At 64.3% G+C, this 26,230-nt stretch carries 26 protein-coding genes and 2 pseudogenes; 23 read left to right on the top strand and 5 right to left on the bottom strand.

Annotation, left to right across the window (positions count from 1 at the left end; all coding sequences use genetic code 11):
• Positions 1-50 precede the first annotated feature (50 nt).
• From OHB12_RS05895 to OHB12_RS05875, 5 genes are all read left to right on the top strand, one after another.
• Entirely contained in the window at positions 51-1,232 is a 1,182-nt protein-coding gene (locus OHB12_RS05895) for an amidohydrolase family protein (protein ID WP_327116875.1), read from the top strand.
• The gene (locus OHB12_RS05890) at positions 1,229-2,677 is read left to right on the top strand and encodes a FadD3 family acyl-CoA ligase (protein WP_327116873.1); all 1,449 of its coding nucleotides are present in this window, start codon (positions 1,229-1,231) and stop codon (positions 2,675-2,677) included. Before OHB12_RS05895 ends, OHB12_RS05890 begins: the two co-directional genes overlap by 4 nt.
• The gene (locus tag OHB12_RS05885; RefSeq protein ID WP_327116871.1) at positions 2,674-3,126 is read left to right on the top strand and encodes a MaoC family dehydratase; all 453 of its coding nucleotides are present in this window, start codon (positions 2,674-2,676) and stop codon (positions 3,124-3,126) included. Before OHB12_RS05890 ends, OHB12_RS05885 begins: the two co-directional genes overlap by 4 nt.
• A gap of 269 nt (positions 3,127-3,395) precedes the next feature.
• Positions 3,396-4,115 carry a hypothetical protein gene (locus OHB12_RS05880; protein WP_327120926.1) on the top strand — a complete coding sequence of 240 codons (720 nt, stop codon included), beginning with the start codon at positions 3,396-3,398 and terminating at the stop codon, positions 4,113-4,115.
• Between the two features lie 118 nt (positions 4,116-4,233).
• Positions 4,234-4,578, top strand: coding sequence for a zinc-binding dehydrogenase (locus tag OHB12_RS05875; RefSeq protein WP_442799974.1), 345 nt, complete (start codon positions 4,234-4,236; stop codon positions 4,576-4,578).
• A gap of 9 nt (positions 4,579-4,587) precedes the next feature.
• On the opposite strand, the gene OHB12_RS05870 is transcribed toward OHB12_RS05875, so the two are convergent.
• Together OHB12_RS05870 and OHB12_RS05865 are read right to left on the bottom strand one after the other, a co-directional pair.
• On the bottom strand, positions 4,588-5,793 hold the full coding sequence (locus tag OHB12_RS05870) for a CaiB/BaiF CoA transferase family protein (protein WP_327116867.1): 1,206 nt from the start codon (positions 5,791-5,793) through the stop codon (positions 4,588-4,590).
• Positions 5,790-7,238: an aldehyde dehydrogenase family protein gene (locus OHB12_RS05865; protein ID WP_327120924.1), complete on the bottom strand. Its 1,449-nt coding sequence runs from the start codon at positions 7,236-7,238 to the stop codon at positions 5,790-5,792. The genes OHB12_RS05870 and OHB12_RS05865 overlap by 4 nt, the downstream gene beginning before the upstream one ends.
• A 292-nt stretch (positions 7,239-7,530) precedes the next feature.
• Here OHB12_RS05865 and OHB12_RS05860 point away from each other — a divergent pair, with 292 nt between their 5' ends.
• From OHB12_RS05860 to OHB12_RS05825, 8 genes are all read left to right on the top strand, one after another.
• Positions 7,531-8,337, top strand: a complete 807-nt coding sequence (locus OHB12_RS05860; RefSeq protein WP_327116865.1) for a TauD/TfdA dioxygenase family protein — start codon at positions 7,531-7,533, stop codon at positions 8,335-8,337.
• Positions 8,334-9,038, top strand: coding sequence for an SDR family NAD(P)-dependent oxidoreductase (locus OHB12_RS05855; protein WP_327116863.1), 705 nt, complete (start codon positions 8,334-8,336; stop codon positions 9,036-9,038). Before OHB12_RS05860 ends, OHB12_RS05855 begins: the two co-directional genes overlap by 4 nt.
• Before the next feature lie 55 nt (positions 9,039-9,093).
• Positions 9,094-9,285, top strand: a complete 192-nt coding sequence (locus OHB12_RS05850) for a ferredoxin (RefSeq protein WP_327116861.1) — start codon at positions 9,094-9,096, stop codon at positions 9,283-9,285.
• A gap of 48 nt (positions 9,286-9,333) precedes the next feature.
• The gene (locus OHB12_RS05845) at positions 9,334-10,701 is read left to right on the top strand and encodes a cytochrome P450 (RefSeq protein ID WP_327116859.1); all 1,368 of its coding nucleotides are present in this window, start codon (positions 9,334-9,336) and stop codon (positions 10,699-10,701) included.
• Between the two features lie 96 nt (positions 10,702-10,797).
• A complete protein-coding gene (locus OHB12_RS05840; protein WP_327116857.1) occupies positions 10,798-12,465 on the top strand; it encodes a thiolase C-terminal domain-containing protein in 1,668 nt (555 codons plus the stop codon).
• On the top strand, positions 12,462-13,370 hold the full coding sequence (locus OHB12_RS05835; RefSeq protein ID WP_327116855.1) for an alpha/beta hydrolase: 909 nt from the start codon (positions 12,462-12,464) through the stop codon (positions 13,368-13,370). The genes OHB12_RS05840 and OHB12_RS05835 overlap by 4 nt, the downstream gene beginning before the upstream one ends.
• Before the next feature lie 169 nt (positions 13,371-13,539).
• Positions 13,540-13,797 carry a glycoside hydrolase family 3 C-terminal domain-containing protein gene (locus OHB12_RS05830; RefSeq protein ID WP_327116853.1) on the top strand — a complete coding sequence of 86 codons (258 nt, stop codon included), beginning with the start codon at positions 13,540-13,542 and terminating at the stop codon, positions 13,795-13,797.
• A complete protein-coding gene (locus OHB12_RS05825; protein ID WP_327116851.1) occupies positions 13,704-14,075 on the top strand; it encodes a fibronectin type III-like domain-contianing protein in 372 nt (123 codons plus the stop codon). Before OHB12_RS05830 ends, OHB12_RS05825 begins: the two co-directional genes overlap by 94 nt.
• 187 nt (positions 14,076-14,262) lie before the next feature.
• Here the strand turns inward: OHB12_RS05825 and OHB12_RS05820 are convergent.
• Positions 14,263-14,860: pseudogene (locus tag OHB12_RS05820) on the bottom strand (TetR/AcrR family transcriptional regulator).
• Positions 14,861-15,115: 255 nt separating this feature from the next.
• On the opposite strand from OHB12_RS05820, the gene OHB12_RS05815 reads away from it, so the two are divergent.
• The 10 genes from OHB12_RS05815 to OHB12_RS36135 all read left to right on the top strand — a co-directional run bounded on the left by OHB12_RS05815 (position 15,116) and on the right by OHB12_RS36135 (position 24,839).
• On the top strand, positions 15,116-15,532 hold the full coding sequence (locus OHB12_RS05815; protein ID WP_327116849.1) for a Zn-ribbon domain-containing OB-fold protein: 417 nt from the start codon (positions 15,116-15,118) through the stop codon (positions 15,530-15,532).
• A 33-nt stretch (positions 15,533-15,565) separates the two neighbouring features.
• A complete protein-coding gene (locus OHB12_RS05810) occupies positions 15,566-16,711 on the top strand; it encodes a thiolase family protein (RefSeq protein ID WP_327116847.1) in 1,146 nt (381 codons plus the stop codon).
• A 166-nt stretch (positions 16,712-16,877) separates the two neighbouring features.
• Positions 16,878-17,402, top strand: coding sequence for a carboxymuconolactone decarboxylase family protein (locus OHB12_RS05805; RefSeq protein WP_327116845.1), 525 nt, complete (start codon positions 16,878-16,880; stop codon positions 17,400-17,402).
• Positions 17,403-17,414: 12 nt separating this feature from the next.
• The gene (locus OHB12_RS05800; RefSeq protein WP_327116748.1) at positions 17,415-18,686 is read left to right on the top strand and encodes an aromatic ring-hydroxylating oxygenase subunit alpha; all 1,272 of its coding nucleotides are present in this window, start codon (positions 17,415-17,417) and stop codon (positions 18,684-18,686) included.
• Positions 18,667-18,993: a hypothetical protein gene (locus OHB12_RS05795; RefSeq protein WP_327116747.1), complete on the top strand. Its 327-nt coding sequence runs from the start codon at positions 18,667-18,669 to the stop codon at positions 18,991-18,993. The genes OHB12_RS05800 and OHB12_RS05795 overlap by 20 nt, the downstream gene beginning before the upstream one ends.
• Positions 18,994-19,278: 285 nt before the next feature.
• Entirely contained in the window at positions 19,279-20,817 is a 1,539-nt protein-coding gene (locus tag OHB12_RS05790) for an ABC transporter substrate-binding protein (RefSeq protein WP_327116843.1), read from the top strand.
• 11 nt (positions 20,818-20,828) lie between these two features.
• Complete coding sequence (locus OHB12_RS05785) at positions 20,829-21,770, top strand: ABC transporter permease (RefSeq protein WP_327116841.1); 942 nt, start codon at positions 20,829-20,831, stop codon at positions 21,768-21,770.
• Positions 21,767-23,581 (top strand): dipeptide/oligopeptide/nickel ABC transporter permease/ATP-binding protein, encoded by a 1,815-nt coding sequence (locus tag OHB12_RS05780; protein ID WP_327116839.1) that lies wholly within the window; start codon positions 21,767-21,769, stop codon positions 23,579-23,581. The genes OHB12_RS05785 and OHB12_RS05780 overlap by 4 nt, the downstream gene beginning before the upstream one ends.
• Positions 23,578-24,414, top strand: a complete 837-nt coding sequence (locus tag OHB12_RS05775) for an ATP-binding cassette domain-containing protein (RefSeq protein WP_327116837.1) — start codon at positions 23,578-23,580, stop codon at positions 24,412-24,414. Before OHB12_RS05780 ends, OHB12_RS05775 begins: the two co-directional genes overlap by 4 nt.
• A gap of 29 nt (positions 24,415-24,443) precedes the next feature.
• Positions 24,444-24,839 carry a hypothetical protein gene (locus OHB12_RS36135; RefSeq protein WP_442799972.1) on the top strand — a complete coding sequence of 132 codons (396 nt, stop codon included), beginning with the start codon at positions 24,444-24,446 and terminating at the stop codon, positions 24,837-24,839.
• On the opposite strand, the pseudogene OHB12_RS05765 reads toward OHB12_RS36135, so the two are convergent.
• Both OHB12_RS05765 and OHB12_RS05760 read right to left on the bottom strand, forming a co-directional pair.
• Positions 24,787-25,456 (bottom strand): annotated as a pseudogene (locus tag OHB12_RS05765) (SDR family NAD(P)-dependent oxidoreductase). The gene OHB12_RS36135 and the pseudogene OHB12_RS05765 overlap by 53 nt on opposite strands.
• Positions 25,453-26,217 (bottom strand): SDR family NAD(P)-dependent oxidoreductase, encoded by a 765-nt coding sequence (locus OHB12_RS05760; protein WP_327116835.1) that lies wholly within the window; start codon positions 26,215-26,217, stop codon positions 25,453-25,455. Before OHB12_RS05760 ends, OHB12_RS05765 begins: the two are co-directional and overlap by 4 nt.
• Between the last annotated feature and the right edge of the window lie 13 nt (positions 26,218-26,230).

Genomic DNA, 26,230 nt, shown 5'->3' with positions numbered 1-26,230 from the left:
GCACTCCCGTGAAGAGAATAGGATTCTCATAAACCGACAAGGAGAATTTCATGACACCTCGTATGTTGCCGTACCCGCTGTTCGACTCGGACAACCACCTCTACGAGACCGAGGAATCGCTGACCAAGTTCCTGCCTGCGGAGTACCGGAACGCGATCCAGTACGTTCAGGTCAACGGGCGCACCAAGATCGCCGTCCGCGGCCAGATCAGCGACTACATCCCCAATCCCACCTTCGAACGGGTCGCGCGTCCGGGCGCGATGGAGGATTACTTCAAGAACGGGAATCCCGAGGGGAAGAGCAAGCGGGAGATCTTCGGCGACGCGATGGACTCGATCCCCGCGTTCCGCGAGCCGGGTGCCCGGCTGAAGCTCCTCGATGAGCTGGGCGTGCAGCGCTCGCTCATGTTCCCGACGCTGGCCAGTCTCGTCGAGGAGCGGATGCGCGACGATCCGCAGCTGATCCACGTTGTGGTGCACGCGCTCAACGAGTGGCTGTACGACGTGTGGAAGTTCAACTACGAGGACCGCATCTTCACCACCCCGGTGATCAGCCTGCCGATCTTGGATAAGGCGATCGAAGAACTCGACTGGGTGGTCGAGCGCGGCGCCAAGGCGATTCTGGTACGACCTGCCCCAGTGCCCGGGTATGGCGGCTCCCGCTCCTTCGCGTTGCCGGAGTTCGACCCGTTCTGGCAGCGAGTGGTCGAGCACGACATCCTGGTCGCGATGCACTCCTCCGACAGCGGTTACGCCCGGCACGACGCCGAGTGGGAGGGCAGCCGCTCGGAGATGCTTCCGTTCCAGACCAACACCTTCCGGATGATCAACGAATGGCGTCCCGTCCAGGACACCGTGGCGTCGTGGGTATGCCACGGTGCGCTGTTCCGGTTCCCAGAGCTCAAGATCGCGGTCATCGAAAACGGCTCCAGCTGGCTGGCGCCGCTACTGAGCAACCTGGCCGACGCCTACAAGAAGGCGCCGGAGGGCTTCGGCATGCAGGATCCGGTCGAAGCGATCAAGAAGAGCATCCACGTAGCCCCATTCTACGAGGAAGGCGTGAACGACCTGATCGAGCTCATCGGTGTCGATCGCGTGCTGTTCGGATCGGACTACCCGCATCCGGAAGGCCTCGCGCAGCCCACGCACTTCGCCGACATGCTCGACCATCTCGACGAGAAGGACCAGGCCAAGATTATGGGCGGCAACCTCGCCAGGTTGATGAACGTATGACGTGGGAGACCATCCCCCAGATGGTCTCGAGTTCGGCCGACCGCTTCGGTGATGCCGAAGCGGTCGTCGACGGGCGACAGCGGCTCTCCTTCAACCAGCTTGCCGATAGAATCCGCTGCGCCGCAGGCGCTTTCGCCAACGCCGGGACCCAGAAGGGTGACCGGGTAGCGATCTGGGCGCCCAACTCGATCGAATGGATCATCGCGGCATTCGGGGTGCTCACCGCGGGCGGCGTACTGGTGCCGGTGAACACCCGTTTCAAGACCGAAGAGGCGTGCGACGTCATCGAACGCAGTGGCGCGCGGCTCGTTCTGGTTCAGCAGGGATTCCTCGGTCAGGACTACGTGGGTCCACCCGGCGTCTCGGTGATCGACCTGAAGTCCGATTTCCTGACCAGCGGAACACCTTTCGAGCGCGAGATACACGGCGATGATATCGCCGACATAATCTTCACCTCAGGAACAACTGGAAGACCCAAGGGCGTCATGATGAGTCACGCCCAGACTTTGAGGCTGTACGCCGAGTGGTGCGATCTTGCCGACCTGCGCGAAGGCGATCGGTACCTGATGGTCAATCCGTTCTTCCACACCTTCGGCCTGAAGGCGGGTCTGGTCGCGGCGTTCCTCCGTGGGGCGACCATGTTGCCGGTACCGGTCTTCGAGGTGGATCGGGTGCTCGAACTGGTCGAACGCGAGCGAGTGACTATGCTGCCCGGCCCGCCGACGCTGTATCACGCGCTGCTGGAGACGCGCGGATCACACGATCTGTCGTCGTTGCGGGCCGCGGTCACCGGGGCCGCCGATATTCCGGTCGAGTTGATCCGGCGCATCAGGGCCGAGCTACCGTTCCGCTCGATCATGACCGGCTACGGCCTGACCGAGGCCGGCACGGTCACCGCATCGCGCCCAGGCGACTCGTTCGAACAGATCGCCGGCACCGTCGGCGTCCCCTGTGCCGGGATCGAGGTGCGGATTGCCGTCGACGGCGAAGTGCTGGTGCGCGGTTACAGCGTCATGCAGGGCTATCTCGACGACCCGGCGGCCACCGCAGAAACCATTGACGCCGAAGGCTGGTTGCACACCGGCGACCTCGGCGACCTCGACGAAGGAGGCAGATTGCGGATTGTCGGCCGAAAGAAGGACATGTTCATCGCCGGAGGGTTCAACGTCTATCCGGCCGAGATCGAGGGCTACCTGCTGGAGCACCCGGCGATCGCTCAGGCTGCTGTTATCGGCGTGCCCGACGAACGATTGGGCGAAGTCGGCAAGGCCTTCGTCGTCGCGAAAGGCCCCGTCTCCGAGGACGAACTGATCACCTGGAGCCGCCAGCGGATGGCCGGATACAAGGTGCCACGGTCGGTCCGGTTCCTCGACAGCCTGCCGTTGAACGCCACCGGCAAGGTGATGAAAGATCAATTGCCGCCCGCAGAAAGCGAACACCCATGACCACTTTCCCCGATTTCGACGCCCTACGCGCGGCCGTGGGCACCGAGATCGGTGTCAGCGAGTGGATCACCGTCGATCAGCACAAGATCGACCTGTTCGCGGCAGCCACCGGCGATCACCAGTGGATCCACGTCGATTCCGGACGAGCCGCCGACGGACCGTACGGCCGTACCATCGCGCACGGCTTTCTTACCCTCGCGCTGCTGGCGCCGATCAGCCAGCAAGTCATGACGGTCGACAACGCTCGCATGGCAATCAACTACGGGCTCAACAAGGTTCGCTTCATCAGCCCAGTCCTGGTCGACAGCCGTGTGCACGGCAAAGTCGATCTGACGGCGGTGCACGACATCACCGACGGTGTCGAGGTCAAGCGCACCATAACGATCGCCGCTGAGGGTGCGCGGCGACCGGCGTGCGTCGCAGAGCACCTGGTGCGATATCTGACCTGACGCGGGACCACACTCACTGCGCCGAGCTCGCCGACGCCGCCGAGGTATCGAACTACGTACTCTCGGCGGCCTGGCGTGACGTCGGCACCAGCCGCGCCACGCGCCGGTGCGCCGACAATACCCGTGACGTCCGGCTGACCGCCCTGCACAGCCGGACCGCGGCGTTGATCAACGCGCCGATCAGCACCACATCGCTGAACGATGAATCCGAGCTGTTGAACTGGATCTTGCTCATAGCAATTTCCTGGCCGGTCCTCGCGTCTCAATCAATGAAGATCAAGAAACTCACCACCACCACCACCGTCGTGGTAACTACGCCCCTGGGAGCGACCGCAGGCATCGCTGGCGCGGTACCCACCGGCAGTGCGGACGCCATCAAATTCACGACGTCAATAACGGAACAATCAACCATCATCCAAACCGACTCGGGCGCACTGGTCGTCGAAGACGGCACCTTCAAGATCAAGGCTGCCAATGGGACAACTCTCGCAGGCACTGAACTGAAGTTCCGGGTCGACGACTTCGAATTCCCGATCGCCGCGGAAATCAAGGACCGGACCGCCACGTTGACCCCGCAATTCGGTGTCGAACACGCGGTGTATAAGCCGGTGGCGCTGCCCTACGAAGATCAGGCCCCCTGGCAAAACCAGTACGACCGTGAACAGTCCGCATGGAGCCGTCTGACCAGCACCATCAGTATGGGCGCCGCCATCGGCACCTTCGCCGGCGGTATCAGCGGCGGCGCTATCGGCTGCATCCTCGGCGGGATCGCCGGTGCTACCGTCGCTTCCGCCGCCATCATCGGCCTGTTCGGTGCGTTCCTGCCGGCGGCGGCCATCGGCTGCCTCGGCGGGATACTCGCCATCGGTGCGCTCGGCGCATTGGCCGGGCAGATTTTCATCACCGCGCCGATCGCGATCATGGCTGGAGTCCAGTACTTCACCACCATCAACCAGCCGCCGCCCACCCCACCGCAGCTGGCCAAGTGAGAAGTCAAGTGACATAGGCTGTTTCAGCTGAGCTCCGTTACCAAGCCGCGACGCCTATGTCTTCGGCACCGCCCGTGCGGCGAATCACCACTTCCTCCGCACCTTGGGCGTTGATGAGTTGATCGACTACACCACAGGCGATTTCACGGAGACAGTCGACAAAGTCGACGTCGTACTCGATCTCGTCGGCGGCACCTACGGCTCGCGGTCGCTGCCGGTCCTGCGGGCCGACGGGCGCTACATCGACTTCCAAAGCTCCGATGCCGCAACAGATCCGCGCTACCACCGGGTGGCCGGGCATCCTTCCCCGGCCACCCTCGCGGCGATGGCAACACTCGCCGATCAAGGCAAGCTCCACATCGAAGTCGGGCACCTACTACCACTGTCGGCGGTCACCGAGGCGCACCGGCTCAGCGAATCGGGCCGAGTGCGCGGAAAGATCGTGCTGACTCCGTGGGAATAGCACCGGCCGCTAGGTGACCACACCCGCGGTCTTGAGTTCGATGATGCGGGTCCAGTCCAGTCCGAGTTCGAGCAGGACCTCGTCGGTCTGCGCGGCGAATTCGGGGGCTGGACCCAGCTTCGGTGCGGCAACGTCGAATTGCACCGGGCTGGCGACCAATTCGAGGGTGCCCGCGGGGATTACGTACTCGTTGGCCCGGATCTGGGTATCGTCGCCCACCTGGCGTGAATCCTGCACCGGTGCCCACGGACCGGCCAAGGTCGCGAAGCGTTCGGTCCACTCGGCGAGTGTGCGCGCGGCCAGCGCCTCTTTCAGGATCTCGACGGCCTGATCGGTATTGGTGGCAATCTGCTCAGCGGTCACGAAGCGTGGATCGTCGGCCAACTCCGGACGGTCGATGTGCTGGCAGACATCGGCCCAGAACTTGCCGGGCTGCAGCATGACGAACGCGAGATAGCGACCGTCGGCGGTAGCGTACAACCCCGACAGTGGATTCGTCGGGGAGCCGTGCGCACCCGGTGTCGGCGCCACCATCGGCTTATCGAGATGCAGCGACAGTGCCACCGTATGGCCCATCGCCCACAGCCCGCTGCCGAGTAGTGATACGTCCACGACCGAAGACTCCCCGGTACGCTCGCGTTTCAGCAGCGCCGCCGCGATCCCGCCTGCGAGATTCGTGCCGGAGATGGTGTCGCCGAAGGCAGGCCCAGGCGGACTGATCATCCCCTCCACACCTGGCGGCGTGAGGGTAGCGGCGATGCCGGCCCGCGCCCAAAAGGCGGTCATGTCGTAGCCACCCCGGTCCGCTTCCTGACCACGCGGTCCGAGCGCGCTGCCCCGGGCGTAGATGATGGAGGGATTCAGCGCGCGGATATCGTCGACGTCGATGCCGAACTTCGCTCGCGCTTGCGGCAAGAAGCTCGTCAGGAACACATCTGATCGGCGAGCCAGGTCATAGAGCACTTCCCGGCCCTCCGCTGTCGCCATATCGAGACCGATGCTGCGCTTGCCTCGATTCGCGTGCTCCACATTGGGATTCGGGTCGCCCTCGACTCGGAAGGTACCGGTCTGGCGCAGGCCGCGCTGCGGATCGCCGCTTACCGCATGCTCCACCTTGATCACCTCCGCGCCCCAGTCGGCGAGCACCGCGCCCGCCGACGGCACGAAGCCGTACATCGCGGCCTCCAGAACGCGGATTCCTTCGAGCGGCTTCATGCGACCACCGTCGCGAAGGTCTTGCGCTCCAGGAACTCCTCCAACCCGGGGACACCCATTTCACGGCCGATGCCCGACTGTTTGTAGCCGCCGAACGGGACATCGGCGTGGAAGTAGTTGCCGCCGTTCACACTGAACGTGCCAGTGCGAATACGTCGTGCGATGGCGAGGGCACGATCCTGGTCTTTACCGAACACCGCCCCGGACAACCCGTACTGCGAATTGTTGGCGATGCGCACCGCATCCTCGTCGTCGGCGTACTGGATGACCGCTAGTACCGGCCCGAAGACTTCCTCCTGCGCGATCTCGCTGTCGGGATCGACGCCCGCGAGCAACGTCGGTGTGTAGAAGTACCCCGGATCGACTCGTTCACCGCCGATGACGAGCTCCGCGCCCGCCGCGACGGCACGCTTGACCATGCCGTCCACCTTGTCGCGCTGGCGTTCGCTGATGAGCGGGCCCATATAGGTTTTCGGATCGCCGGGGTCGCCGAGCCGGACCATTCCCATGAACTTGGCGACCTGCTGGACAACTTCATCGTGCTGTTGCCTCGGCACCAGCAGCCGGGTAGTGAGCGCGCATCCCTGACCCGCCTGAGTACAGATGCTGAAGGCCGCGAACTGAGCGCCGAGGGTGAGATCCGCGTCATCGAGCAAGATCGCCGCCGATTTGCCGCCGAGTTCCAGGAAGACCCGTTTGAGACTGTCGCTCGCGGCGGCCATGATGCGGCGCCCGGTTACGGTGGATCCGGTAAAGGTGACCGCGTCCACGTCGGGATGCTTGGTCAGCAGCTCGCCGACCGCTACCTCGGACGAACTCAACACGTTCACCACGCCGGCCGGGATATCGGTGTGCTCGGCGATCAGCTCACCCAGCGCGAGAGTGACCAGCGGGGTGTCGGGTGCGCCCTTGAGCACCACGGTGCAACCGGCGGCCAGTGCGGGAGCCAATTTCGCCAACGCGAGCTGGTGCGGATAGTTGTAGGCGACGATCGCCGCGACAACCCCCGCAGCCTCCTTCTCCACCCAGCGACGATGTTGCTGGCCGCGTGACTCGACCTCGCCGAGTTCCTCGGTCATTGGGTAGGTGCGCAGCAGATTCGCGTAGTAGCTGACAATTCCGAGGGGTGTCTCGAGCTGATTGCCGTGGGTCAGGGTACGGGTCGCGCCCACCTCGGCGATGGTCAGCTCACGCAACTCTTCCTTGTGCTCGGTGAGCGCCTGGTAGAGCTGGTCCAGGCAGCGGATACGCAGCTGCACATCGGTGGACCAGTCGGTGCTGTCGAAGGCTCGGCGCGCGGCCGCGATGGCAGCCTCGGCCTCGACGACCGTGGCGTCCGGTGCGTACCCGAGCACCGCTCCGGTGGCCGGATTCAGGGATTCGAAGGTCCAACCCGTGGTGACGAGCTGACCGTCGATGAGCAACCGCCTCGACGCCTCACCCATCGGCACCCCGTCGTTGTTGTCCTGCACCGCACCCGCATCGGCGGACACCTGGTCCTTGGGTCGCATATTTCGCCTCCTGATCGAGCAGCTGAAAATATGATTCTCCCTGAAGGAGAATCTAAACCTCTCCAAGGCGAACTCTAGCAGCAAATCGAGCCTGCGGAAGCGCCGATCAGCCTGAATCGCCCATCCCGGTAGCAGCTAAAACGACCGAATGGCACCGAATCGATCCGGGCCTTGCCTGTCGCCCAAATGCGAGAGTACGGTTCTCATGAACAGGAAGGAGATTCTCTTGATCACGACGAAGGCGCTCAGCCCAGCCCTGGGTGTGGAGGTCACCGATGTCGAAGACCTGCTCGCCGAGACGACCATCACCCGGTGTCTCGAGGCACTGAAGTGGCGTGGTGTATTGCTGATTCGCGGGGGTCACCTCGACGATGAGGTGCAACTCGCCTTCAGCCGCCGACTCGGTCCGGTGCTGGCGCCAGGCGGCAAGGAGATCTTCAAGGTCTCCCTCGACCCGTCCGTCAACCCGGCGGCCGAGTACCTCAAGGGCACGTTCAACTGGCATATCGACGACACCACGAACGATGTACCTGCCAAAGCGACGATGCTCACCGCCCGGCATGTCGCCATGGTCGGCGGCGGCACCGAATTCGCGAGCACCTACGCGGCTTACGAAGCGCTGCCGCACCAGGAGCGGAAGCGATACGAGGAGCTACGGGTGGTGCACAGCTTCGAGGCCGCGCAGCGGCTCGCCCATCCCGATCCGAGCGAAGAACAGGTCCAGGGGTGGCGCAGGCAGCCCACCCACGAGATCTCGCTGGTGTGGCAGCGCGCCGACGGTCGCAAGTCGCTCGCCATCGGCGCGACCGCCGACCACGTTGTGGGCGTAGATCCCGACGAGAGCCGCGCACTGCTCGACGAAATTCTCGCCTGGACCACCCAGGAACGGTTCCGCTACACCCACGAATGGCAGGAAGGCGACGTGGTGATCTGGGATAACACCGGCATGCTGCACCGCGCCCTGCCCTATGACCCGGCCTCGCGCCGCACCATGCACCGCACCACCATCGCCGGTGAAGAGGCGTGGGCGTGAAGACAGCCGTCGTCACCGGAGGCGGCTCCGGTATCGGTCAGGCGGTCGCACGGCGACTGCGCGCTGACGGCTTCACGGTCGCCACCTTCGACCTGCGGGCCGATGACACGGATTTCGGGTATGCCGCCGACGTCACCGATCCGGAACAGATCGCAACAGCGCTCGCCTCGATCCGTGCAAAGTTCGGCCCCGTCACCGTTCTCGTCAACGCAGCGGGACTCGACGGATTCAAGCGCTTCGCCAATCTCGGCTTCGAGGAATGGCAGCGGGTGATCGACATCAACCTCAACGGCGTCTTCCACTGCGTCCAGGCGGTACTGCCGGACATGGTCGATGCGAAGTGGGGCCGCATCGTGAATATCTCGTCCTCGAGCGCCCAGTCGGGTCAACCGTTCATGGCCCATTACGTCTCCGCCAAATCCGCGGTGAACGGACTGACCAAGGCCCTCGCTCTCGAACTCGGCCCGAACGGTATCACCGTGAACGCGGTGCCACCAGGCTTCATCGATACCCCGATGCTGCGCAATGCCGAGCAGCTCAGGCTCCTCGGCGGAACGATCCAGGAACATATCCAGCGCACCCCGGTACGCCGCGTCGGCCAGCCGGAAGACATCGCCGCCGCGTGCGGCTTCCTGATCTCCGAAGAGGCCGGATACATCACCGGCCAGATATTCGGCGTCAACGGTGGCCGGAACACCTGAGGTCGACTCTGCGCGTCCGGCGTCAACACATCAGTAACAACAGATATGGAAAGTCGTGAAGGTCCAGGTCGATTCGCAACGCTGCCAAGGGCACACCCTCTGCGCGATGATCGCGCCGAACTCGTTCGAACTGAGCGAGCTGGATGGGCATTCCTCGCCCGTCGACGAAGACGTTCCGGTCGAGGAGCAGGATAAAGTGCGCGAGGCCGCGCATTCCTGCCCGGAACAAGCGATTTCAATCCCCTGAACCCAGGGGCGATCTGCCGCCGGAAGCGACAAGAGAGGACAACGCCGCATGAGCGTTGACGGCGTCGTGCCTGACGACGAACGTAAAGCCAACCGCTACCACTTCGACCGCCACACTCCGCAGTATCGGGAGGAATTCGAAGAGGTCACCCATGAGCTGCATGCCAAGTGCCCCATCGCCTGGTCCGACAGCTACGACGGTCATTGGGTGGCCTCGGGCGCGAACGAGGTATTCGCCCTGGCCAGGTGCCCAGAAGTCTCCAACGACCACGATGTCAACGGTGAACGCCGTGGGTACAAGGGTATCAACATCCCCACCGCGACCCGGGCAAAAGGCATTCGAGGCGGCATTCTGGAAATGGATGAGCCCGAGCATCGCGCCTACCGTTCGATACTCAATCCCTATCTGTCACCGGCCGCCGTCAATCGTTGGATTCCCTTTGTCGACGAGGTAGTGCGCGCCTGCCTCGACGAGAAGATCGAAAGCGGCAGTATCGATTTCGTCGACGAGCTCGCAAATATCGTGCCTGCGGTCCTGACCCTCGGCATGCTCGGGATACCGCTGAAGAAGTGGACGATCTACAACGAGCCTGCCCACGCCGGGGTCTACACCCCACCGGATTCGCCGGATATCGTCCGGGTAGGTGAATTGCACCGAGCCATGGGTTTGGATCTGCTCCAGAGCCTGTTCGAGATTCGCGAGAACCCGCGGCCCGGCCTGATCGATGCGGTCGCCCGCGCCGAGGTCAATGGCGAGAAGCCCTCCGACATGGAGAGTCTCGGCATTCTCTCGCTGATCATCGGCGGCGGCTTCGATACCACCACCGCACTCACCGCGCACGCGCTGGAATGGCTGTCACAAAATCCCTCGGAGCGCGAAACCCTCAGCCAGGACCGGGATCTGCTACTGAACTCCGCGACCGAGGAGTTCCTGCGCTACTTCACGCCCGCACCCGGCGACGGACGCACCATCTCCGAGGATTGCGAGTACGTCGGCACCACGTTCAAAGAGGGCGAGCGCCTGTGGTTGTCATGGGCGATGGCCAACCGCGACGCCCAGGTGTTCGAGGATCCCGACACAGTGGTGCTCGATCGACGAGGCAACCGCCACTTCAGCTTCGGCCTCGGCGTCCATCGGTGCATCGGCTCGAATGTGGCGCGCATGGTGTTCAAGCGGATGGTCACCGCGGTGCTCGACCGCATGCCCGACTTCTGGTGTGACCCGGAAGGCGCCGTACATTACGACACTATCGGTGTCATCCAGGGCATGCGACACCTTCGGGCCACCTTCACCCCGGGACCGCGGCTAGGTGCCGGGCTCGACGAGACCCTGGAGAAGTTGCAGCGGATCTGTGACGAGCAGCAACTGGCCGCCCCGGTCACCGCGCGCAAAGAGCAAGCTCTCATCGACGAATAGGCCGCAAGGCTACCAGCAGGCATGGTGCGTGGTCGCTCATCCGGGGCGGCCACGCACCACGTCGTCGGACCACCCACTACCCAGGAATGAGGCGACGTGTCGGACCCGGAAAATGCCGCGGGGCGGCCGCTGCCTCAACTCACGGCGGACAACGAATTCTTCTGGACCGCGGGTGCGGACGCCCTGCTACGCATCCAAGAGTGCCAGTCCTGCGCGGCACTGATCCATCCACCGCAACCGGTATGCCGATACTGCCGTGGCCGCCAATTGGCGCCACGTGCGGTCTCGGGTTTCGCTACCCTCATCGGATTCACCGTCAACCATCGATTCGCCCTGCCCGGCCTTCCCGCGCCATACGTGGTGGCACAGGTCGCCATCGAGGAGGATCCGCGTGTCCGGTTGACCACCACGGTGGTCGATGGTGATCCGACGGACCTGGTCCTCGGCATGCGAATGGAAGTCGTCTTCCAGCAACTCGCGGACGTCTGGTTACCGCTGTTTCGACCTACCGAGGAGCAACCCGAACCCGCCGCGCTACCTGCCGACGACATCGAGCCCGCCCGGTTCCACGAACACGTGCGGCCGATGGTGAGCGCGGACAAATTCGAGGACAAGGTGGCCCTTACCGGCATCGGTATGTCGCGTATCGGCCGCCGCCTGCTGGTGTCGCCGCTCTCGCTCACGCTCGATGCCTGCGAGAGTGCCGTCACCGACGCAGGGCTCACGATGGACGATATCGACGGGCTGGCAACCTATCCCGGCGGCGGAAATGTCGGTGGTTTCGGCGAGGGCGGTGTCACCACCCTCGAGTCCGCCCTCGGTATCCGGCCGACCTGGCACAACGGCGGTATCGAAACCTTCGGTCCTGGTGGATCGGTGATCGCGGCCATGCTCGCCGTCGCCGGCGGGCTCGCCCGCCACGTGCTGTGCTACCGCACGGTCTGGGAATCCACCTACGGCGAGCTGATGAAGCAGGGCCGAATCACGCCGGCGGGTGGCCGGACCGCCAGTTGGATGATCCCGTTCGGCGCCACCTCCGCCGCACACACCTTGGCCCAGAACGCCCAGCGCCACTTTCATCGCTACGGCACCACCCGGGAGACGCTGGGATGGATCGCGCTGAATCAGCGCGCCAATGCCGCCCTCGCGCCGACCGCGATCTATCGCGATGCCCTGACGATGCCGGACTATTTGTCCGCACGGCCGATCACTACCCCCTTCGGGCTCTACGACTGTGATGTGCCGTGTGACGGCGCTGTCGCGGTCATCGTCTCGGCGGTGGACGCGGCCCGCGACCTGGCACAGCCGCCGATCTTGGTGGAGGCGGCGGGAACCCAGATCATCGAGCGGACCGACTGGGATCAGAGCACCCTTACCCACGAACCGCAGGTGCTCGGCCAGGCCGCGCATCTCTGGTCGCGAACTTCCCTGCGTCCCAACGATGTCGACGTCGCCCAACTCTATGACGGGTTCACCTTCAACTGTCTGTCCTGGCTGGAGGCTCTCGGCTTCTGTGGGATCGGCGAGGCCAAGGACTTCCTCGACGGCGGCAAGAACATCGCCCGCGACGGCCAACTGCCGGTGAACACGCACGGCGGACAGCTCTCACACGGTCGCACCCACGGGATGGGGTTGCTGTATGAGGCCATCCTCCAGCTGCGCGGCGCGGCGGGACCGCGCCAAATTCCCGATGCCCACGTGGCAGTCGCGACCAGCGGCGGCCTCACCCCCAGCGGGGTACTACTGCTGAGGACCGAGTCATGACTATTCCCGAAGTCGATACCGAACTGCCAGACGGACCATTCGACAGTATCGCCCCGCCGGTATCACGCACCGTCGAAATCGACGGGATTCCGATGTCAGCGCTGCTCTCGACAGCACCGGAACCACTGGCTGTCATAGTCGCATTGCACGGCGGCGCGACCACCTCGGCATACTTCGACTGTCCCGGCCATCCGAACCTGTCGTTGCTGCGGCTCGCGTCGGCAGCGGGCTTCACCGTGCTCGCCCTCGATCGTCCTGGGTACGGCGCATCCGTCTCTCGCGCTGCGGAATTGACCGACCCTGAGCACATCGTCGACCTGATCTTCGCGGCGATGGACAAGCATCTGGACGGCCTGCCGCGCGGTGCGGGAGTATTCCTGCTCGCGCACTCCGCGGGTTGCCCGCACGCGGTCCGCGTTGCCGCCGACCCCCGGGGTGCGGACCTGCTCGGCCTCGAACTGGCCGGAACAGGTCGAGAGCACCACGCCGCAGCCGCGAAGGTGCTCGGTGCCGGGCGCGCCGATCCCGACGCTGTCCGGGAACTGCTGTGGCAGCCAGCCTGGCTCTACCCGCTGGAACTGCTAGGCGGTGCGCCGATCGCGTCCAGCACACCCGCCTACGAGGCGACCGTGTTGCGCCGATGGTCCGATCGGGACTTTCCCGAACTGGCCGCGCGAGTGCGTATCCCGGTGAATTACAGCGTGGGGGCGTACGAAAATGTCTGGCGCAACGACCCGAAGGCTCTTGCCGAGGTGACCGCCCTGTTCACTGCGGCACCGTTGGCGACTGCCGAACTCCTGCCGGCGCATGGGCACAACCTCAGCCTCGGCTATTCGGCCACGACCTATCACACGCGCGTGGTGTCATTCGTCAAACACTGCATCACCTCGCGCAACCAGGCGTGACCCAGCGGCCACGGCAGCAAGCACGAGACTCCGCGACAGCATCGGTGGCATCGCGGAGTCTTTGCGGACTCTCGCCATCGAACCACGCTTCCAGGTGGTGATCGTGTGCGGTGGCGGCGTGGTGTCGCTGGAGCTATAGCACGACGAGGTCGATGCGATTGTCTCCGGATTGCTCGGGCAGGCCGCCGGTGGCGCCTTCGCCGACATCCTGTTCGGTGAGGTCAACCCATCGGGCAAGCTCGCAGAAGCCATCCCGCTCCGATTGCAGGCCACCCCGGCATACCTCAACTACCCTGGCAAGGCCGGGCGGGTGCGCGCTACGGCGAGGGCGTCATGGTCTACCGCTACTACGAGACCGTCGAACGAGCCGTCCGGTATCGGTTCGGGCACAGGCTGTCCTACACCACCTTCGCCGTCGATGCCCTGACCGCGACGCTAACCGGGATCGACACCGCGACTGTCGAACTGGCGGTCTCCAATACCGGTGTGCGAGAAGGGAAGTACGTGGTGCAGGTCTACGGCGCCACGACGGCGGGAGCAGTCCGTCGCCCGGCACAAGAGTTACGCGCTTTCACCAAGATCAAGCTGGCACCGAGCGAAACCCGCATCGTCACAGTGGAACTCGATCGCAGGCGCTGCCGGACACGCGGGTCCGACGCCAGCAGGTCACTGTCGATCGCCAGGGCCTCCGGAATCGGACCATGAAACTTCGTAGCCAAACCGGCTTCCAGCTCGACCACCCGAACACCGAGTATGTCCAGCGGCCGGGTGTCGACGTGGTCGGCGACCAGCACGGTGACATCCCATCCGGCCAGCACCCGATCGAAGAGCCAGCCGCCCGCATAGCGCATGACCGCAGCAGTACTCGGCGCGAGGGCGACCAGCCGCTGCCTCAGCACCTGCCTTCTGGTGCCAGTTGCCGAGCCAGTGATCGGATGTACTCGCTGAGCACTGGGCGCAGGGGAATCGAAGGGTCGAGTAGCCATGAGGTTTCCATTCCGGTGAGAAAGGCGGCGATCTCCACGGCCTTGACAGCCGGGTCGAGGTCGCCCAGCGCGTTGACCGCGCCGGATTCCCTCGGCGATGGTGTCGACCGAGGATCGGTATCGGCCGTGTAGCCGATCGTGCAGTGGCGCATCCGGCTGCAGATTCTCGATGATCAGCACCGCGAACATGGACACCAGATCCGGTGCGCGTTCGAATCGTTCGGCCACTCGCGCCAGTTCTTCGAGCAGATCCCCAGTGCGGTCAGCGTGCAGTTCGTCATCGACATCACGCGCTTCGAGGACGGCGTGCAGCAATTGATCTTTGGACTCGTAGTGATGCAGCAGGCCGGCCGACGTGACTCCCGCCGCCTTCGCGATCTGCGCGAGTGACGTCGCGCGCCAACCGTTGCGCACGAGCAATTGCCGAGCGGCGGCCAGTATCAGCACTTTTCGTTGCTCCCCTTTGGCGAGCAACGCTTCGTAGGGCCTGTTGGTGGACCGCATGGCCGAGGACCGATGACCGGGCAATGCGGCTCCTTCGCTCGAACCAACCTACTGAACACACCGTAGGTAGGTTTTCGGCCTGTGACCAGGGTCTCAATCAAGATTCTTGTCGCGCTGCGTCACACACCGCCGTCACGGGGCTGTCAACATACGGAATTGCCATATACATTCTGTGAGAATGATATTTCCATAGAGGTCATACGACCACGCTGAAGCGGTGTGTCGTGACTCGAGCAAACAAACGGAGGATGGCTCATGGCACAGGCGCTCGCGCCCGACGTCTCGACGTGGCCGGAAGACAACCCACAGCTCATCGGTAGTCGATGCGCCGACTGCGCGGCCACGACCTGGCCGCGACAAGCTCGGTGCCCGCGGTGCAGCGGACCGAAGATGTTCGATCGCCTGCTACCGCGAAGCGGCACCTTGGTGGCATGGACGACCCAGGGATTCGTCCCGAAGCTGCCCTACGCCGGACGAGAGACGGCGGACACATTCGAACCGTTCGGCATCGGCCTGGTCCAGCTCGATGACGAAGTGCGGGTCGAGACCAGGCTGACCGAAGCCGACCCAGCAAAGCTGCGCGCCGGAATGCAGGTCGAGCTGGTCTTCGTTCCGCTCTACCTGGACGACACCGGGACCGAGATCATGACGTGCGCCTTCGCGCCCGCCTGACGAGACATCTTCGAAAGACAAAGGAGTTACCAGATGAACGACGTTGCCATTGTGGGCGTCGGCCTGCACCGGTTCGGCCGCTTCGGAGCCAAGTCGGCGATCGAGATGGGCGCCGACGCAATCCAGCTTGCGCTGGCCGATGCCGGAGCCGAGTGGAAGGATATCCAGTTCGGTTTCGGTGGTAGTTACGAGGTGAGCAACCCCGATGCCGTGACCCGCCTGGTAGGGCTGACCGGAATACCGTTCACCAATGTTTTCAACGCCTGCGCTACCGCAGCCAGCTGCATCGAACAGACGGCGGAGGCGATCCGTTCGGGCAAGTACGACATCGGCATCGCCGTCGGCATGGACAAGCACCCTCGCGGCGCGTTCACCGACGACCCGTCGAAGCTGGGACTGCCGGGCTGGTACGCGGAGAACGGACAGTTCGTCACCACGAAGTTCTTCGGGATCAAGGCCAACCGCTACCTGCAGGATCATGACATCTCGCAGCGCACCCTCGCCAAGGTCGCGGCCAAGAATTTCCGCAACGGGGCGCTCAACCCGAATGCCTACCGGCGCACGCCGATCGCCGAAGACGACATCCTCGGCTCCACCATGCTGAACTACCCCTTGACGCAGTACATGTTCTGCTCGCCCGACGAGGGCGCGGCCGCCGTGATCATGTGCCGCGGCGAGCTCGCCCATCGCTACACCTCGCGACCGGTCTACCTCCGGTCGAGTGCGATTCGCACCCGACGCTACGGCGCTTACGAGGTACACAGCACCTGGGCCGCGGTCGACGAGGATGTCTCACCGACTGTGTACGCCTCCCGCGCGGCCTTCGAAACAGCCGGCATCGGGCCGGAGGACGTGGACGTCATCCAGTTGCAGGACACCGACGCCGGCGCGGAGGTCATTCACATGGCCGAGAACGGTTTTTGCGCCGACGGTGACCAGGAGAAGCTGCTCGCCGAGGGTGCGACCGAGATCGGCGGAAGGCTGCCGATCAACACCGACGGCGGGCTCATCGCCAACGGCGAGCCGATCGGCGCCTCCGGCATCCGGCAGGTCTACGAGCTCGTGCAGCAGCTGCGGGGGCAGGCGGGCGATCGTCAAGTACCCGGCGAACCGAAGGTCGGATACGCACAGGTCTATGGCGCGCCGGGTACCGCGGCAGCGTCGATCCTCTCCGTCTGAACATCTGCAGCCGACACCGCACCGTCCCGTCTCCGGCCGACCAGCCGGGCGGGACGGTTCTGCGTCGCCCTGCGATGCGCGCAGATCCGTTGACTATCCGAGACCATCATGGAAATGTATTGAGCAGTTCAAGAGAATCGCATTCTCATCAATGAGAGGGGACCATATGCGCTTGCCGCCTTTACCCGAGAAGGAGTGGAAAGCCACCACCCGTTCCGCGCTGGCCGGCATGCTGCCCAAATCCCGGCAGAATCCGCAGAGCGCCGGAAACGCGCTGGCTACGCTCGTTCGTCATCCGGATCTGACGAAGGCGTTCCTCGGCTTCAACATCCATCTGCTCTTCCGGTCGACGCTGCCGCCACGGTTGCGCGAACTCGCCATCTTGCGGGTCGCACACCGGCTCAACTGCGCCTACGAGTGGAGCCATCACGTCCGCGGCGCTATCGAGGCCGGATTGACCCGCGACGAAATCGAGGCCGTCCGGCGCGGTGAGGCTGCCGACGAGTTCGATCGTGTCGTACTCGGTGCGGTCGACGAGCTCGACGAGGAAGCGAGCCTGTCCGACCAGACCTGGGCCGCGCTGGCCACTCGCCTCGATGAACAACAACGCATGGACCTTGTTTTCACGGTCGGCTGCTACGGCATGCTGGCCATGGCGTTCAACACCTTCGGCGTAGAAGTCGAACACTGAAAGGCTGAAACCTTGCCCCACTTCACCAAACCAGCAGCAGGCAGCTGGACCCAGCACTACCCAACCCTGGGCACCGAACCCGTCGACTACACCGACTCCACCGACCCCCAATTCTACGAAGACGAACGCAACGCCATCTTCAAAAAATCCTGGCTCAACGTCGGCCGCGTCGAACGCCTCCCCCGTACCGGCAGCTACTTCACCCGCGAACTCGCCTGCATCGGCACCTCACTCATCATCGTCAAAGACACCGACGACACCATCCGCGCCTTCCACAACATCTGCCGCCACCGCGGCAACAAACTCGTCTGGGACGACTACCCCAACGAAGAAACCGCAGGCACCTGCCGCCAATTCACCTGCAAATACCACGCCTGGCGCTACAGCCTCGCCGGCGAAGTAAAATTCGTCCAACAAGAACAAGAATTCTTCGACCTCGACAAAAACCTCTACGGACTCAAACCCGTCCGCTGCGAAGTCTGGCAAGGCTTCATCTTCATCAACACCGACAACAACGCACCCCCACTCAACGACTACCTCGGCACCATGATCAAAGGCGTCGAAGGCTACCCCTTCCACGAAATGACCGAAACCTACACCTACCGCGCCGACATCGGCAGCAACTGGAAACTCTTCATCGACGCCTTCGCCGAGTTCTACCACGCCCCCATCCTCCACATGAAACAAGCCGTCAAAGACGAAGCCGACAAACTCGCCGGCACCGGCTACGAAGCACTCCACTACGAAATCCAACCCCCCCACTCCATGATCTCCAGCTGGGGCGGCATGGCACCACCCAAAGACCCCAACATGGTCAAACCCATCGAACGCATCCTCCGCAGCGGACTCTTCGGCCCCTGGGACAAACCCGACATCGAAGGACTCGACACCCTCCCCGAAGGCATCAACCCCGCCCGCCACCGTGCCTGGGGCATCGACGAATTCGAAATCTTCCCCAACATGTCCCTGCTCTTCTGGGAACCCGGCTGGTTCCTCACCTACCACTACTGGCCCACCGCCGTCAACCGCCACATCTTCGAAGCAGCCCTCTACTTCGTCCCCGCCAAAAACGCCCGCGAACGCCTCGCCCAAGAACTCGCCGCCGTCACCTTCAAAGAATACGCACTCCAAGACGCCAACACCCTCGAAGCCACCCAAACAATGCTCGCCACCAACATCGTCACCGACTTCCCCCTCAACGACCAAGAAATCCTCCTCCGCCACCTCCACAAAACCGCCAAAGACAAAGTCGAGGAATACCGCAATGCCAACACTGCCCCCTGAATTCAACGACCTCGACCCCTACATCGACTGGGCCCTACCCACCGAACCCGAACGCTACACAAAACGCCTCAACTCAACCATGCCCCAAATGCAACAATTCTACGACGCCGCATTCCCACGCATCCAAGACGCCATCACCCACTGCGACAAACACACCTGGGGCGACCTCCCCGACGACACCCGCACCCTCTTCCACCTCATGCAATCCCTCATCAACATCTCCTTCCCCATCGAAGTATGGAAACAACCCCGCGTCCCCGACAGCGGCGCCGCCATGGTCCAACTCCTCCGCGAACCGGTCGTCTGACCATTAAGACGGGCGGGCGCGACGAGGCCGATCCGGCCTTCGATGTTCACACGGTGAACCGTCTCGACTCGGAGTGCCGACGATCGCGCGGCCAAGCCTCGCATGCGTGCCCGCCCGTCCATAGGCATTGCGGTAAATTCCGGAATCCATACGGACCGTGGCCACCGAGTTTCAATCCGCGTATTCTCTTCTGCTCCCCCATTTTCGGATGAACTTCAGCCGATCGCATTTCGCATTCTGGGCGACGGCAAATTGACGCACGTCACACGACAAGGAAGTCCGACTATGCTTTGTCAACCGCCCAGCTCACGGTTGCTCGTGCGCATGCTCGCCACCGTGGCCGCACTGGTCACCCTCTCGCCACTCGTCGCCTGCGGTACCGAACAATCCGCTGCACCGGGCACCACGACACTGACTGTCGCTATCCAGGCCACACCGAGCTCGCTCGATCCGGCCCAGCTGGATGACACCGAGCAGGGCTACCTCTGGAGTGCTCTGTACGACACGTTGCTGCAAACCGACAACACGGGCAAGCCGCAACCCAATGCCGCCGAGAGTTGGAGCTACTCCGGCGACGCACGCACGCTGACCATGAAGCTGCGCGCCGGGATGACCTTCACCAGCGGAGCGCCGGTCAACGCGGCGGCGGTCGAGGCCACCATCGAGCGCACCAAGGCAACCCCGGGACAGGTTCAGGGGCTGCTGAGCACGGTGAGCACTGTGCAGGCTCCAGATGACACCACGGTAGTCTTGGAGCTCTCGCGCCCGGACGCCGGGCTACTGCCCGCACTCGCCATGGGTGCAGGCGTGATCGCCGACCCTGCGACGGTGAACCAGGAACGCACCGCGTTGAATCCGGTCGCCTCCGGGCCGTACACCCTCGATACCGCACAGACGGTGAACGGATCGGTCTATGTGCTCCATCGACGCGACGACCACTGGAACGCCGCGTACCCGTTCCGTACGGTCAACATCCGCGTCCTCCAGGACTGCACCGCGACGTTCAACGCGCTACAGGCGGGTGAGGTCAATGCGGGCAGCGCCGAGATCGTGCACGTTGATCGCCTGAAGGCCCTCGGCTTCCGGGAGACCACCGTCCAGGCCAATTCGCTCGCCACCCTGGTTCTGGTCGACCGCAAGGGCGAGTTGCTCCCGCCACTCGGCGACTTGCGGGTCCGCACCGCGATCAACAAGGCGTTCGATCGCCAGAAGATCATCGATACGCTACTGCGCGGTTCCGGCAAATCGACAGTACAACCGTTCAACCCGAAGGGACCGGGTTACGATCCCGCACTCGAAAAGACCTACACCTACGACGTGGAAGCCGCGAATAGACTCATGTCCGACGCCGGGTATCCGAACGGCTTCGCGGTGACCATTCCCGAGGTGCCCTACGCCAAACCCTTCACACCGACGGTGACCCAGGCGCTGGCCGCCATCGGGATCAACGTGACCTGGGAACCGATTCCGTCGCAACAGTCCACCTCGGCGTTCGCTTCGAAGAAGTACCCGATGTACCTCAACGTCGAGGCCGTGACGTCCTACCCGCGTGAGCTGTCGCGATTCCAGGTCGACAGTCCCCGCAACGCGTTCCGCACCGAAGACCCGAAGCTCACCGCCTTGGTCAACCGGTACAACAGCGAGCAGGACCCGGCGGCGGCCGCACCCATCGCGAAGCAGATCAGCGCGTTCCTGGTCGCGAACGCTTGGGACGCACTGCTGTTCGACCTCTCCCGGCACTGGATGACGAAGGACGGCATCGTCTACCTCGGCGACGGAACGCAGGCCGTCTCCAACATCCGTTTGTTCGGGCTCACGGGCTGAACGGCACGCCGATGATCCTGTATTCGCTGCGCAGGCTCGGTGCGGGCCTGGTCCTCGCATTCCTGGTCACCATGATCACGTACCTGCTACTGAGCCTCACCATCGACGATGTCGTCGCGAGCCTGCTCGGTCCCGCCGCCAACCCGGAGACGATCGACGCTCGCAAAGCCGCCATGGGACTCGACCGGCCGGTACTCGTGCAGTACGCCGATTGGCTAGCACACGCCGTGCGCGGCGACTTCGGTGTCTCCTATTTCACCAGCGAGCCGGTCGAATCCGCGGTCACCACTCGGTTGAGCGTCACGCTGTCGATCGTAGTCGTTGCGCTTTTTCTCACGGCCGTCATCAGTGTTGTCCTCGGTGTGCTCGCGGCCAGTCGCGGCGGCGCGATCGACCGAGGCGCACAGGCACTGTCGATGGTCGGCTTCCTGGTGCCGAACCTGCTGCTGGCCATCATCCTGGTCTACGTGCTCTCGATCCGGTTGCACTGGCTGCCGGCGACGGGGTTCTCGCACTTCAGCGAGAACCCCGGCCGGTGGGCGGCGACCATCACCATCCCCGTGCTCGCACTGATGGTGGCCGGAATCGCCAGCCTCACCGCGCAGGTGCGTGGCGCGATGATCGACGAATTGCGCAAGGACTACATCCGCACGCTGCGTACCCGCGGCCTGTCCACTCGATCGATCGTGCTTCGTCATGCCCTGCGCAACGCCGCAGGCCCGGCGCTGACCGTGCTGTCCCTGGAGTTCATCACCATGGTCGGCGGCGCGCTCATCATCGAGAACATCTTTGCGCTGCCCGGATACGGCAGCTATGCCTTCAGCGCGTCCCTGCAGGGTGACGTGCCGATCATCATGGGCATCACCGCGTTCGCGGTACTGCTGGTGGTCGGTGTCAACCTCGTCGTCGATCTCCTGAACGGCTGGCTCAACCCGAAGGCGAGAGTCCATTGACCGAGAATTCCGCTCGAGTCACCGCAGTGGAACCCGATACCGCCAAACGTACGTCGACGCTGCGCAAGCTGTCGAGAGACCCGCTGGCGATCGCCACCGTCGGCCTGCTGCTGATCATCGTGGTACTCGGCCTGCTCAGCTCGGTCCTCACCGCGCACGATCCCAATGTCGCCTCACTCGATGCGATCAATGCCGATCCCGGCACGCCCGGCTATCCACTCGGCGGCGACAAAGACGGCCGCGACATCCTGTCGCGCATGCTGCACTCGATCAACACCAGCGTGGTGTCGGCGCTGATCGCCGCCGGCATCGCACTCGTGATCGGGGTCAGCGCCGGTTTGATCGGCGGCTACTTCAGCGACCGCATCCGCGGTGTCACCGAGTGGATTGCCAACCTGCTCATGACCTTTCCCGGCCTGCTGTTGCTGATCGTGCTTATGCCGGTGACCAAGGGCGACTACCGAGCCAGCATGGTGATCCTCGGCGTGCTGCTTGCCCCTGGCGTCTACCGCATCACGCGGAACCAGGTGCTGGGCGTGAAGAACGAGCTCTTCATCGACGCTGCCCGGGTCTCAGGGTTGCCGGATCGGCGAATCCTGGCCCGGCACATCCTGTTCCGGGTCCGAGGCCCGGTCATCATCGTCTCCGCCTTTCTCGCCGCGACCGCGATCAACGTCCAGTCCGGCCTCGCCTTTCTCAGTGTCTGCTCCAGCGCAGTGCCCAGCTTCGGCGCGATGATCGCCGAGGGCTTCGTCAATCTCTATGTCGACCCTCTGCAATTGGTCTGGCCGAGCGTGCTGCTCGGCGTGACGACCTCGGCGCTGGTCCTGTTCGGCAATGCCCTGCGCGACACCCTGGAGGGCGCCACTCGGCGTCCCCAACGGATCACCGCCACTGCGCGACCGGCAGCGGAGCCGACCGGCGCCACCGTCTCCACCGCAGCAGGCCTGCTGACGATCGATGATCTGACCATCGCCTATCCGTCACCGACCGGTGAGCTCAACGAGGTGGTCAGCGGCGTAAGCCTCACCTTGCGCGCGGGCGAAACGCTCGGTCTGGTCGGCGAGTCCGGATCAGGGAAGACACAAACGGCTTTCGCCGCCCTCGGTGTTCTGCCTGCCGAGGCGGTGGTCATCCGTGGCTCCATCGCACTCGATGGACGCGAGCTGCTCGGCCTGAGCGAACGGGAGCTGCGCACCGTGCGTGGTCGATCCATCGCCTACGTGCCGCAGGAGCCAATGTCCAATCTTGACCCGTCCTACACCGTGGGGTCGCAACTGATCGAGGCCGTGCGAGCGGCTCTTTCGATGAAGCGCCGGGATGCCCGGCGGCGAGTGCTGTCGATGCTCGACCAGGTCAGAATACCCGATCCGCAACGCACTTTCGATTCCTATCCGCACCAGATCTCGGGCGGTATGGCACAGCGCGTCCTGATTGCCGGCGCGGTGGCCGGGCGGCCGAAGGTGCTGATCGCCGACGAACCGACGACCGCCCTCGATGTCACCGTGCAGGCCGAGATCCTCGATCTGCTGCACGATCTACGCCAGCGATTGGATATGGCCGTTCTGCTCGTCACGCACAACTTCGGTGTCGTCGCCGATCTGTGCGATCGAGTAGCGGTCATGCGCCAGGGCAAGATCGTCGAAACCGGAACGGTGCTCGATGTTTTCGCCGCGCCGAAGCACGACTACACCCAGACGCTGCTGAATTCGATTCTCGACGAAACCACGGTGCGCTCCGACCCGCCGGCCAACGCGACGGTGACCGAGGAACGCGCCGAAACAGCGTCTATCGAAGAGAAGGCGCGATGAGTCCGCTACTGGAAGTACACGATCTGCGCGTCACATTTCCCGGCCGGGGGTTCCGTGCGCGGCCTCTCGAGGTGCTGCACGGCGTCTCGCTGGCCGTAGACGCCGGCGAAACCCTTGGTCTGGTGGGCGAATCCGGATCAGGCAAGACCACGATCGGGCGGGCGGTACTCGGCCTCGAGACACCGAGCGACGGGCGAATCCTATTTCGCGACAAGGATATAACCCGCACGACCGGGCAGCGCCGCCGCGCACTCGCCCGAGACATCCAGGCGGTTTTCCAAGATCCCTACAGCTCGCTCAACCCGTCCCTCACCATCGGCGACATCCTCAGCGAACCTCTTACGGTGCAGGGGATAGCACCGACGACCGCACGTTCCCGGGTGTCCGCATTACTCGCTCAGGTCGGCCTGCCCAAGAATGCCTCCGCGCGGCTGCCGCGAGAGTTCAGCGGTGGCCAGCGCCAGCGGATCGCCATCGCCCGCGCACTCGCACCCGAACCGAAACTCATTGTGTGCGACGAACCAGTCTCCGCGCTCGATCTCACCACCCAGGCTCGCGTGCTCGATCTGTTCGTCGACATCCAGCGCCGCACCGGCGTGGCCTACCTGTTCATCTCCCATGACCTTGCCGTCATCAGGCACGTGAGTCATCGCGTCACCGTGCTCTACCGCGGCGACATCGTCGAAACCGGTCCCACAGGCGCTGTCACGTCGGAGCCGGAGCATCCGTACACCCAGAAGTTGCTCCTTGCGGCGCCGGTAGCCGATCCGGTCGTGCAGCGGTACCGGCGCGACGACCGCCGTCAGCTGGCCGGACGAGCCGGGGCAGCGTGAGTCGATGACAAGCTGAGAGGACGGCCGCGATGACGATCGCCATCGGCGTGCTCGGTGCCGCTCGCGACCTCGACCCAGATTGGGAACTACGCGACACCGGCTGGCACGTGATCGTCGACGGCGATGCCCCCCTCGATGTCGACCTGCGATTCCCGATTTCGCTCGATCAACTGGGCGCGGTGTCTCCTGGCTACACCGCCAATCGGGCCGTCAACGCGGTCCCCGCGGTGTGCACGGCAGCACCCGGCATTCGAACGACGGCCGAGCTGCCGCTGTTCACGGCCCTGCTTGCCCGATGGCCCCAGGAACCTGAACGCCGGGCGGCCGAGGGCCGGCGCGTACCGCCGACCGGCCCTCGATCGCCGACAAGCGTCAGGATGGTGGCCGCGGAATCAGAATTTCCGACCGTTGGACCGTGCCGGTGATACCGGTGGCGTCCTGCCCGGCGAGAATGACATAGGACTCGCGACGGACTCAGGCAGCCCACTGCGATGTTGTCGGGCTTCAGATCGGTGGCCAGTCCGAGAGAGAGCCGCTCGGCCGCGGCCTTCGACACCCCATAGGCGTTGGCACCGCGGTCGATCGTACCCACCCCGCTCGTGGTGACCGCGACCATCGACCCACCGCCACGCGCCCGCAGGTGCGGGAGTACCGCCTTCGTCACCAGAAAGACGCCCGTGAGGTTGACATCGAGACAGAGTTGCCAGCGCCGCAGCGGGGTTGTCTCCACGGGACCGAGCCAGAGCACTCCGGCGTTGGCGATCAGGATGTCGATGCCACCGAATTCTCGTACCGTCGCACCCACCGCGCCGGCGACCGAGTCCTCGTCGGTGACATCGCATGGCACCGCCAGCGCTCTACCGCCTGCGAGCACGATCCGCCCGGCAACGGAGTGAATTGTGCCCGGCAGCTTGGGTGCTCGTTCCGAGCGGCCGGCGACCGCGACGGCGGCGCCCGCCTGGGCGAGCCGCTCGGCCACCGCCGCGCCGATACCGCGGCTGGCACCGGCGACGAACGCCACTTTTCCTGCGAGCGAGGTCATTTCGGCGGGAACCGCAGCGCGCCGTCGAGTCGGATCACCTCGCCGTTGAGGTAGTCGTTCTCGATGATGGACTGCACCAGCTGCGCGTATTCGGGTGAGCGGCCCATTCGCTTGGGATGCGGAACCTGCCCGCCCCAGTACTCCTCCAGCTGATCGGCGGCCTTGCCGTAGGCGGGGGTGTTGATGGTGCCCGGCGCGATAGTGACCACCCGAATCCCGAGCGGGGACAGGTCGCGGGCCGCGACCAGGGTCATGCCAACCACGCCGCCCTTGGCCGCCGCGTACGGCAACTGGCCGATCTGGCCCTCGTAGGCGGCGATCGAGGCGGTATTGACGATCACGCCGCGGGTGCCCTCGTCGAGTGCTTCCGATCGAGCTATGGCCGCGGCCGAGAGTCGCATGACATTGAACACCGCTGTCAGGTAGAAGTCGATCGTGGTGCGGAAGCCCTCCAGTCCGAGCGGGCTGCCGTCCTTGCCGACCAGCCGGCCACCACTGGCCGGACCGCCGTGGGCATCTACCGAAATCCGAAGCGGCCCAAGGGCTTCTGCTTCGGCAACGGCAGCCTCGACCGACTCCGCACTGGTGGCGTCGGTATGTACGTACCGGATGCCGAGTTCGCTCTGCAGCTCCTTACCCTTGTCGTCGGCCACATCGGCGACGACGACCTCCGCCCCGGCCGCGACCAGACGGCGCACGGTGGCCTCACCGAGGCCGCCCGTACCGCCGACAACGATGGCGGAACACCCACTGATATTCATGACAGCCCTCTCC

The sequence above is a fragment of the Nocardia sp. NBC_01730 genome (assembly GCF_035920445.1).
GTDB lineage: Bacteria > Actinomycetota > Actinomycetes > Mycobacteriales > Mycobacteriaceae > Nocardia.
Note: the sequence above shows the minus strand (reverse complement) of the source record. Positions and strands in the feature narration are given on the sequence as shown.

Bases quoted from the DNA above. Each gene is read 5' to 3' on its own strand.
- OHB12_RS05805 (WP_327116845.1), top strand. From the start codon at position 16,878: ATGCGCTTGCCGCCTTTACCCGAGAAGGAGTGGAAAGCCACCACCCGT.
- OHB12_RS05865 (WP_327120924.1), bottom strand. From the start codon at position 7,238: ATGGGTGAGGCGTCGAGGCGGTTGCTCATCGACGGTCAGCTCGTCACC.
- OHB12_RS05845 (WP_327116859.1), top strand. From the start codon at position 9,334: ATGAGCGTTGACGGCGTCGTGCCTGACGACGAACGTAAAGCCAACCGC.
- OHB12_RS05895 (WP_327116875.1), top strand. From the start codon at position 51: ATGACACCTCGTATGTTGCCGTACCCGCTGTTCGACTCGGACAACCAC.
- OHB12_RS05785 (WP_327116841.1), top strand. From the start codon at position 20,829: ATGATCCTGTATTCGCTGCGCAGGCTCGGTGCGGGCCTGGTCCTCGCA.
- OHB12_RS05825 (WP_327116851.1), top strand. From the start codon at position 13,704: ATGGTCTACCGCTACTACGAGACCGTCGAACGAGCCGTCCGGTATCGG.
- OHB12_RS05885 (WP_327116871.1), top strand. From the start codon at position 2,674: ATGACCACTTTCCCCGATTTCGACGCCCTACGCGCGGCCGTGGGCACC.
- OHB12_RS05775 (WP_327116837.1), top strand. From the start codon at position 23,578: ATGAGTCCGCTACTGGAAGTACACGATCTGCGCGTCACATTTCCCGGC.
- OHB12_RS05795 (WP_327116747.1), top strand. From the start codon at position 18,667: ATGCCAACACTGCCCCCTGAATTCAACGACCTCGACCCCTACATCGAC.
- OHB12_RS05880 (WP_327120926.1), top strand. From the start codon at position 3,396: ATGAAGATCAAGAAACTCACCACCACCACCACCGTCGTGGTAACTACG.
- OHB12_RS36135 (WP_442799972.1), top strand. From the start codon at position 24,444: ATGACGATCGCCATCGGCGTGCTCGGTGCCGCTCGCGACCTCGACCCA.
- OHB12_RS05760 (WP_327116835.1), bottom strand. From the start codon at position 26,217: ATGAATATCAGTGGGTGTTCCGCCATCGTTGTCGGCGGTACGGGCGGC.
- OHB12_RS05790 (WP_327116843.1), top strand. From the start codon at position 19,279: ATGCTTTGTCAACCGCCCAGCTCACGGTTGCTCGTGCGCATGCTCGCC.
- OHB12_RS05815 (WP_327116849.1), top strand. From the start codon at position 15,116: ATGGCACAGGCGCTCGCGCCCGACGTCTCGACGTGGCCGGAAGACAAC.
- OHB12_RS05810 (WP_327116847.1), top strand. From the start codon at position 15,566: ATGAACGACGTTGCCATTGTGGGCGTCGGCCTGCACCGGTTCGGCCGC.
- OHB12_RS05870 (WP_327116867.1), bottom strand. From the start codon at position 5,793: ATGAAGCCGCTCGAAGGAATCCGCGTTCTGGAGGCCGCGATGTACGGC.
- OHB12_RS05835 (WP_327116855.1), top strand. From the start codon at position 12,462: ATGACTATTCCCGAAGTCGATACCGAACTGCCAGACGGACCATTCGAC.
- OHB12_RS05890 (WP_327116873.1), top strand. From the start codon at position 1,229: ATGACGTGGGAGACCATCCCCCAGATGGTCTCGAGTTCGGCCGACCGC.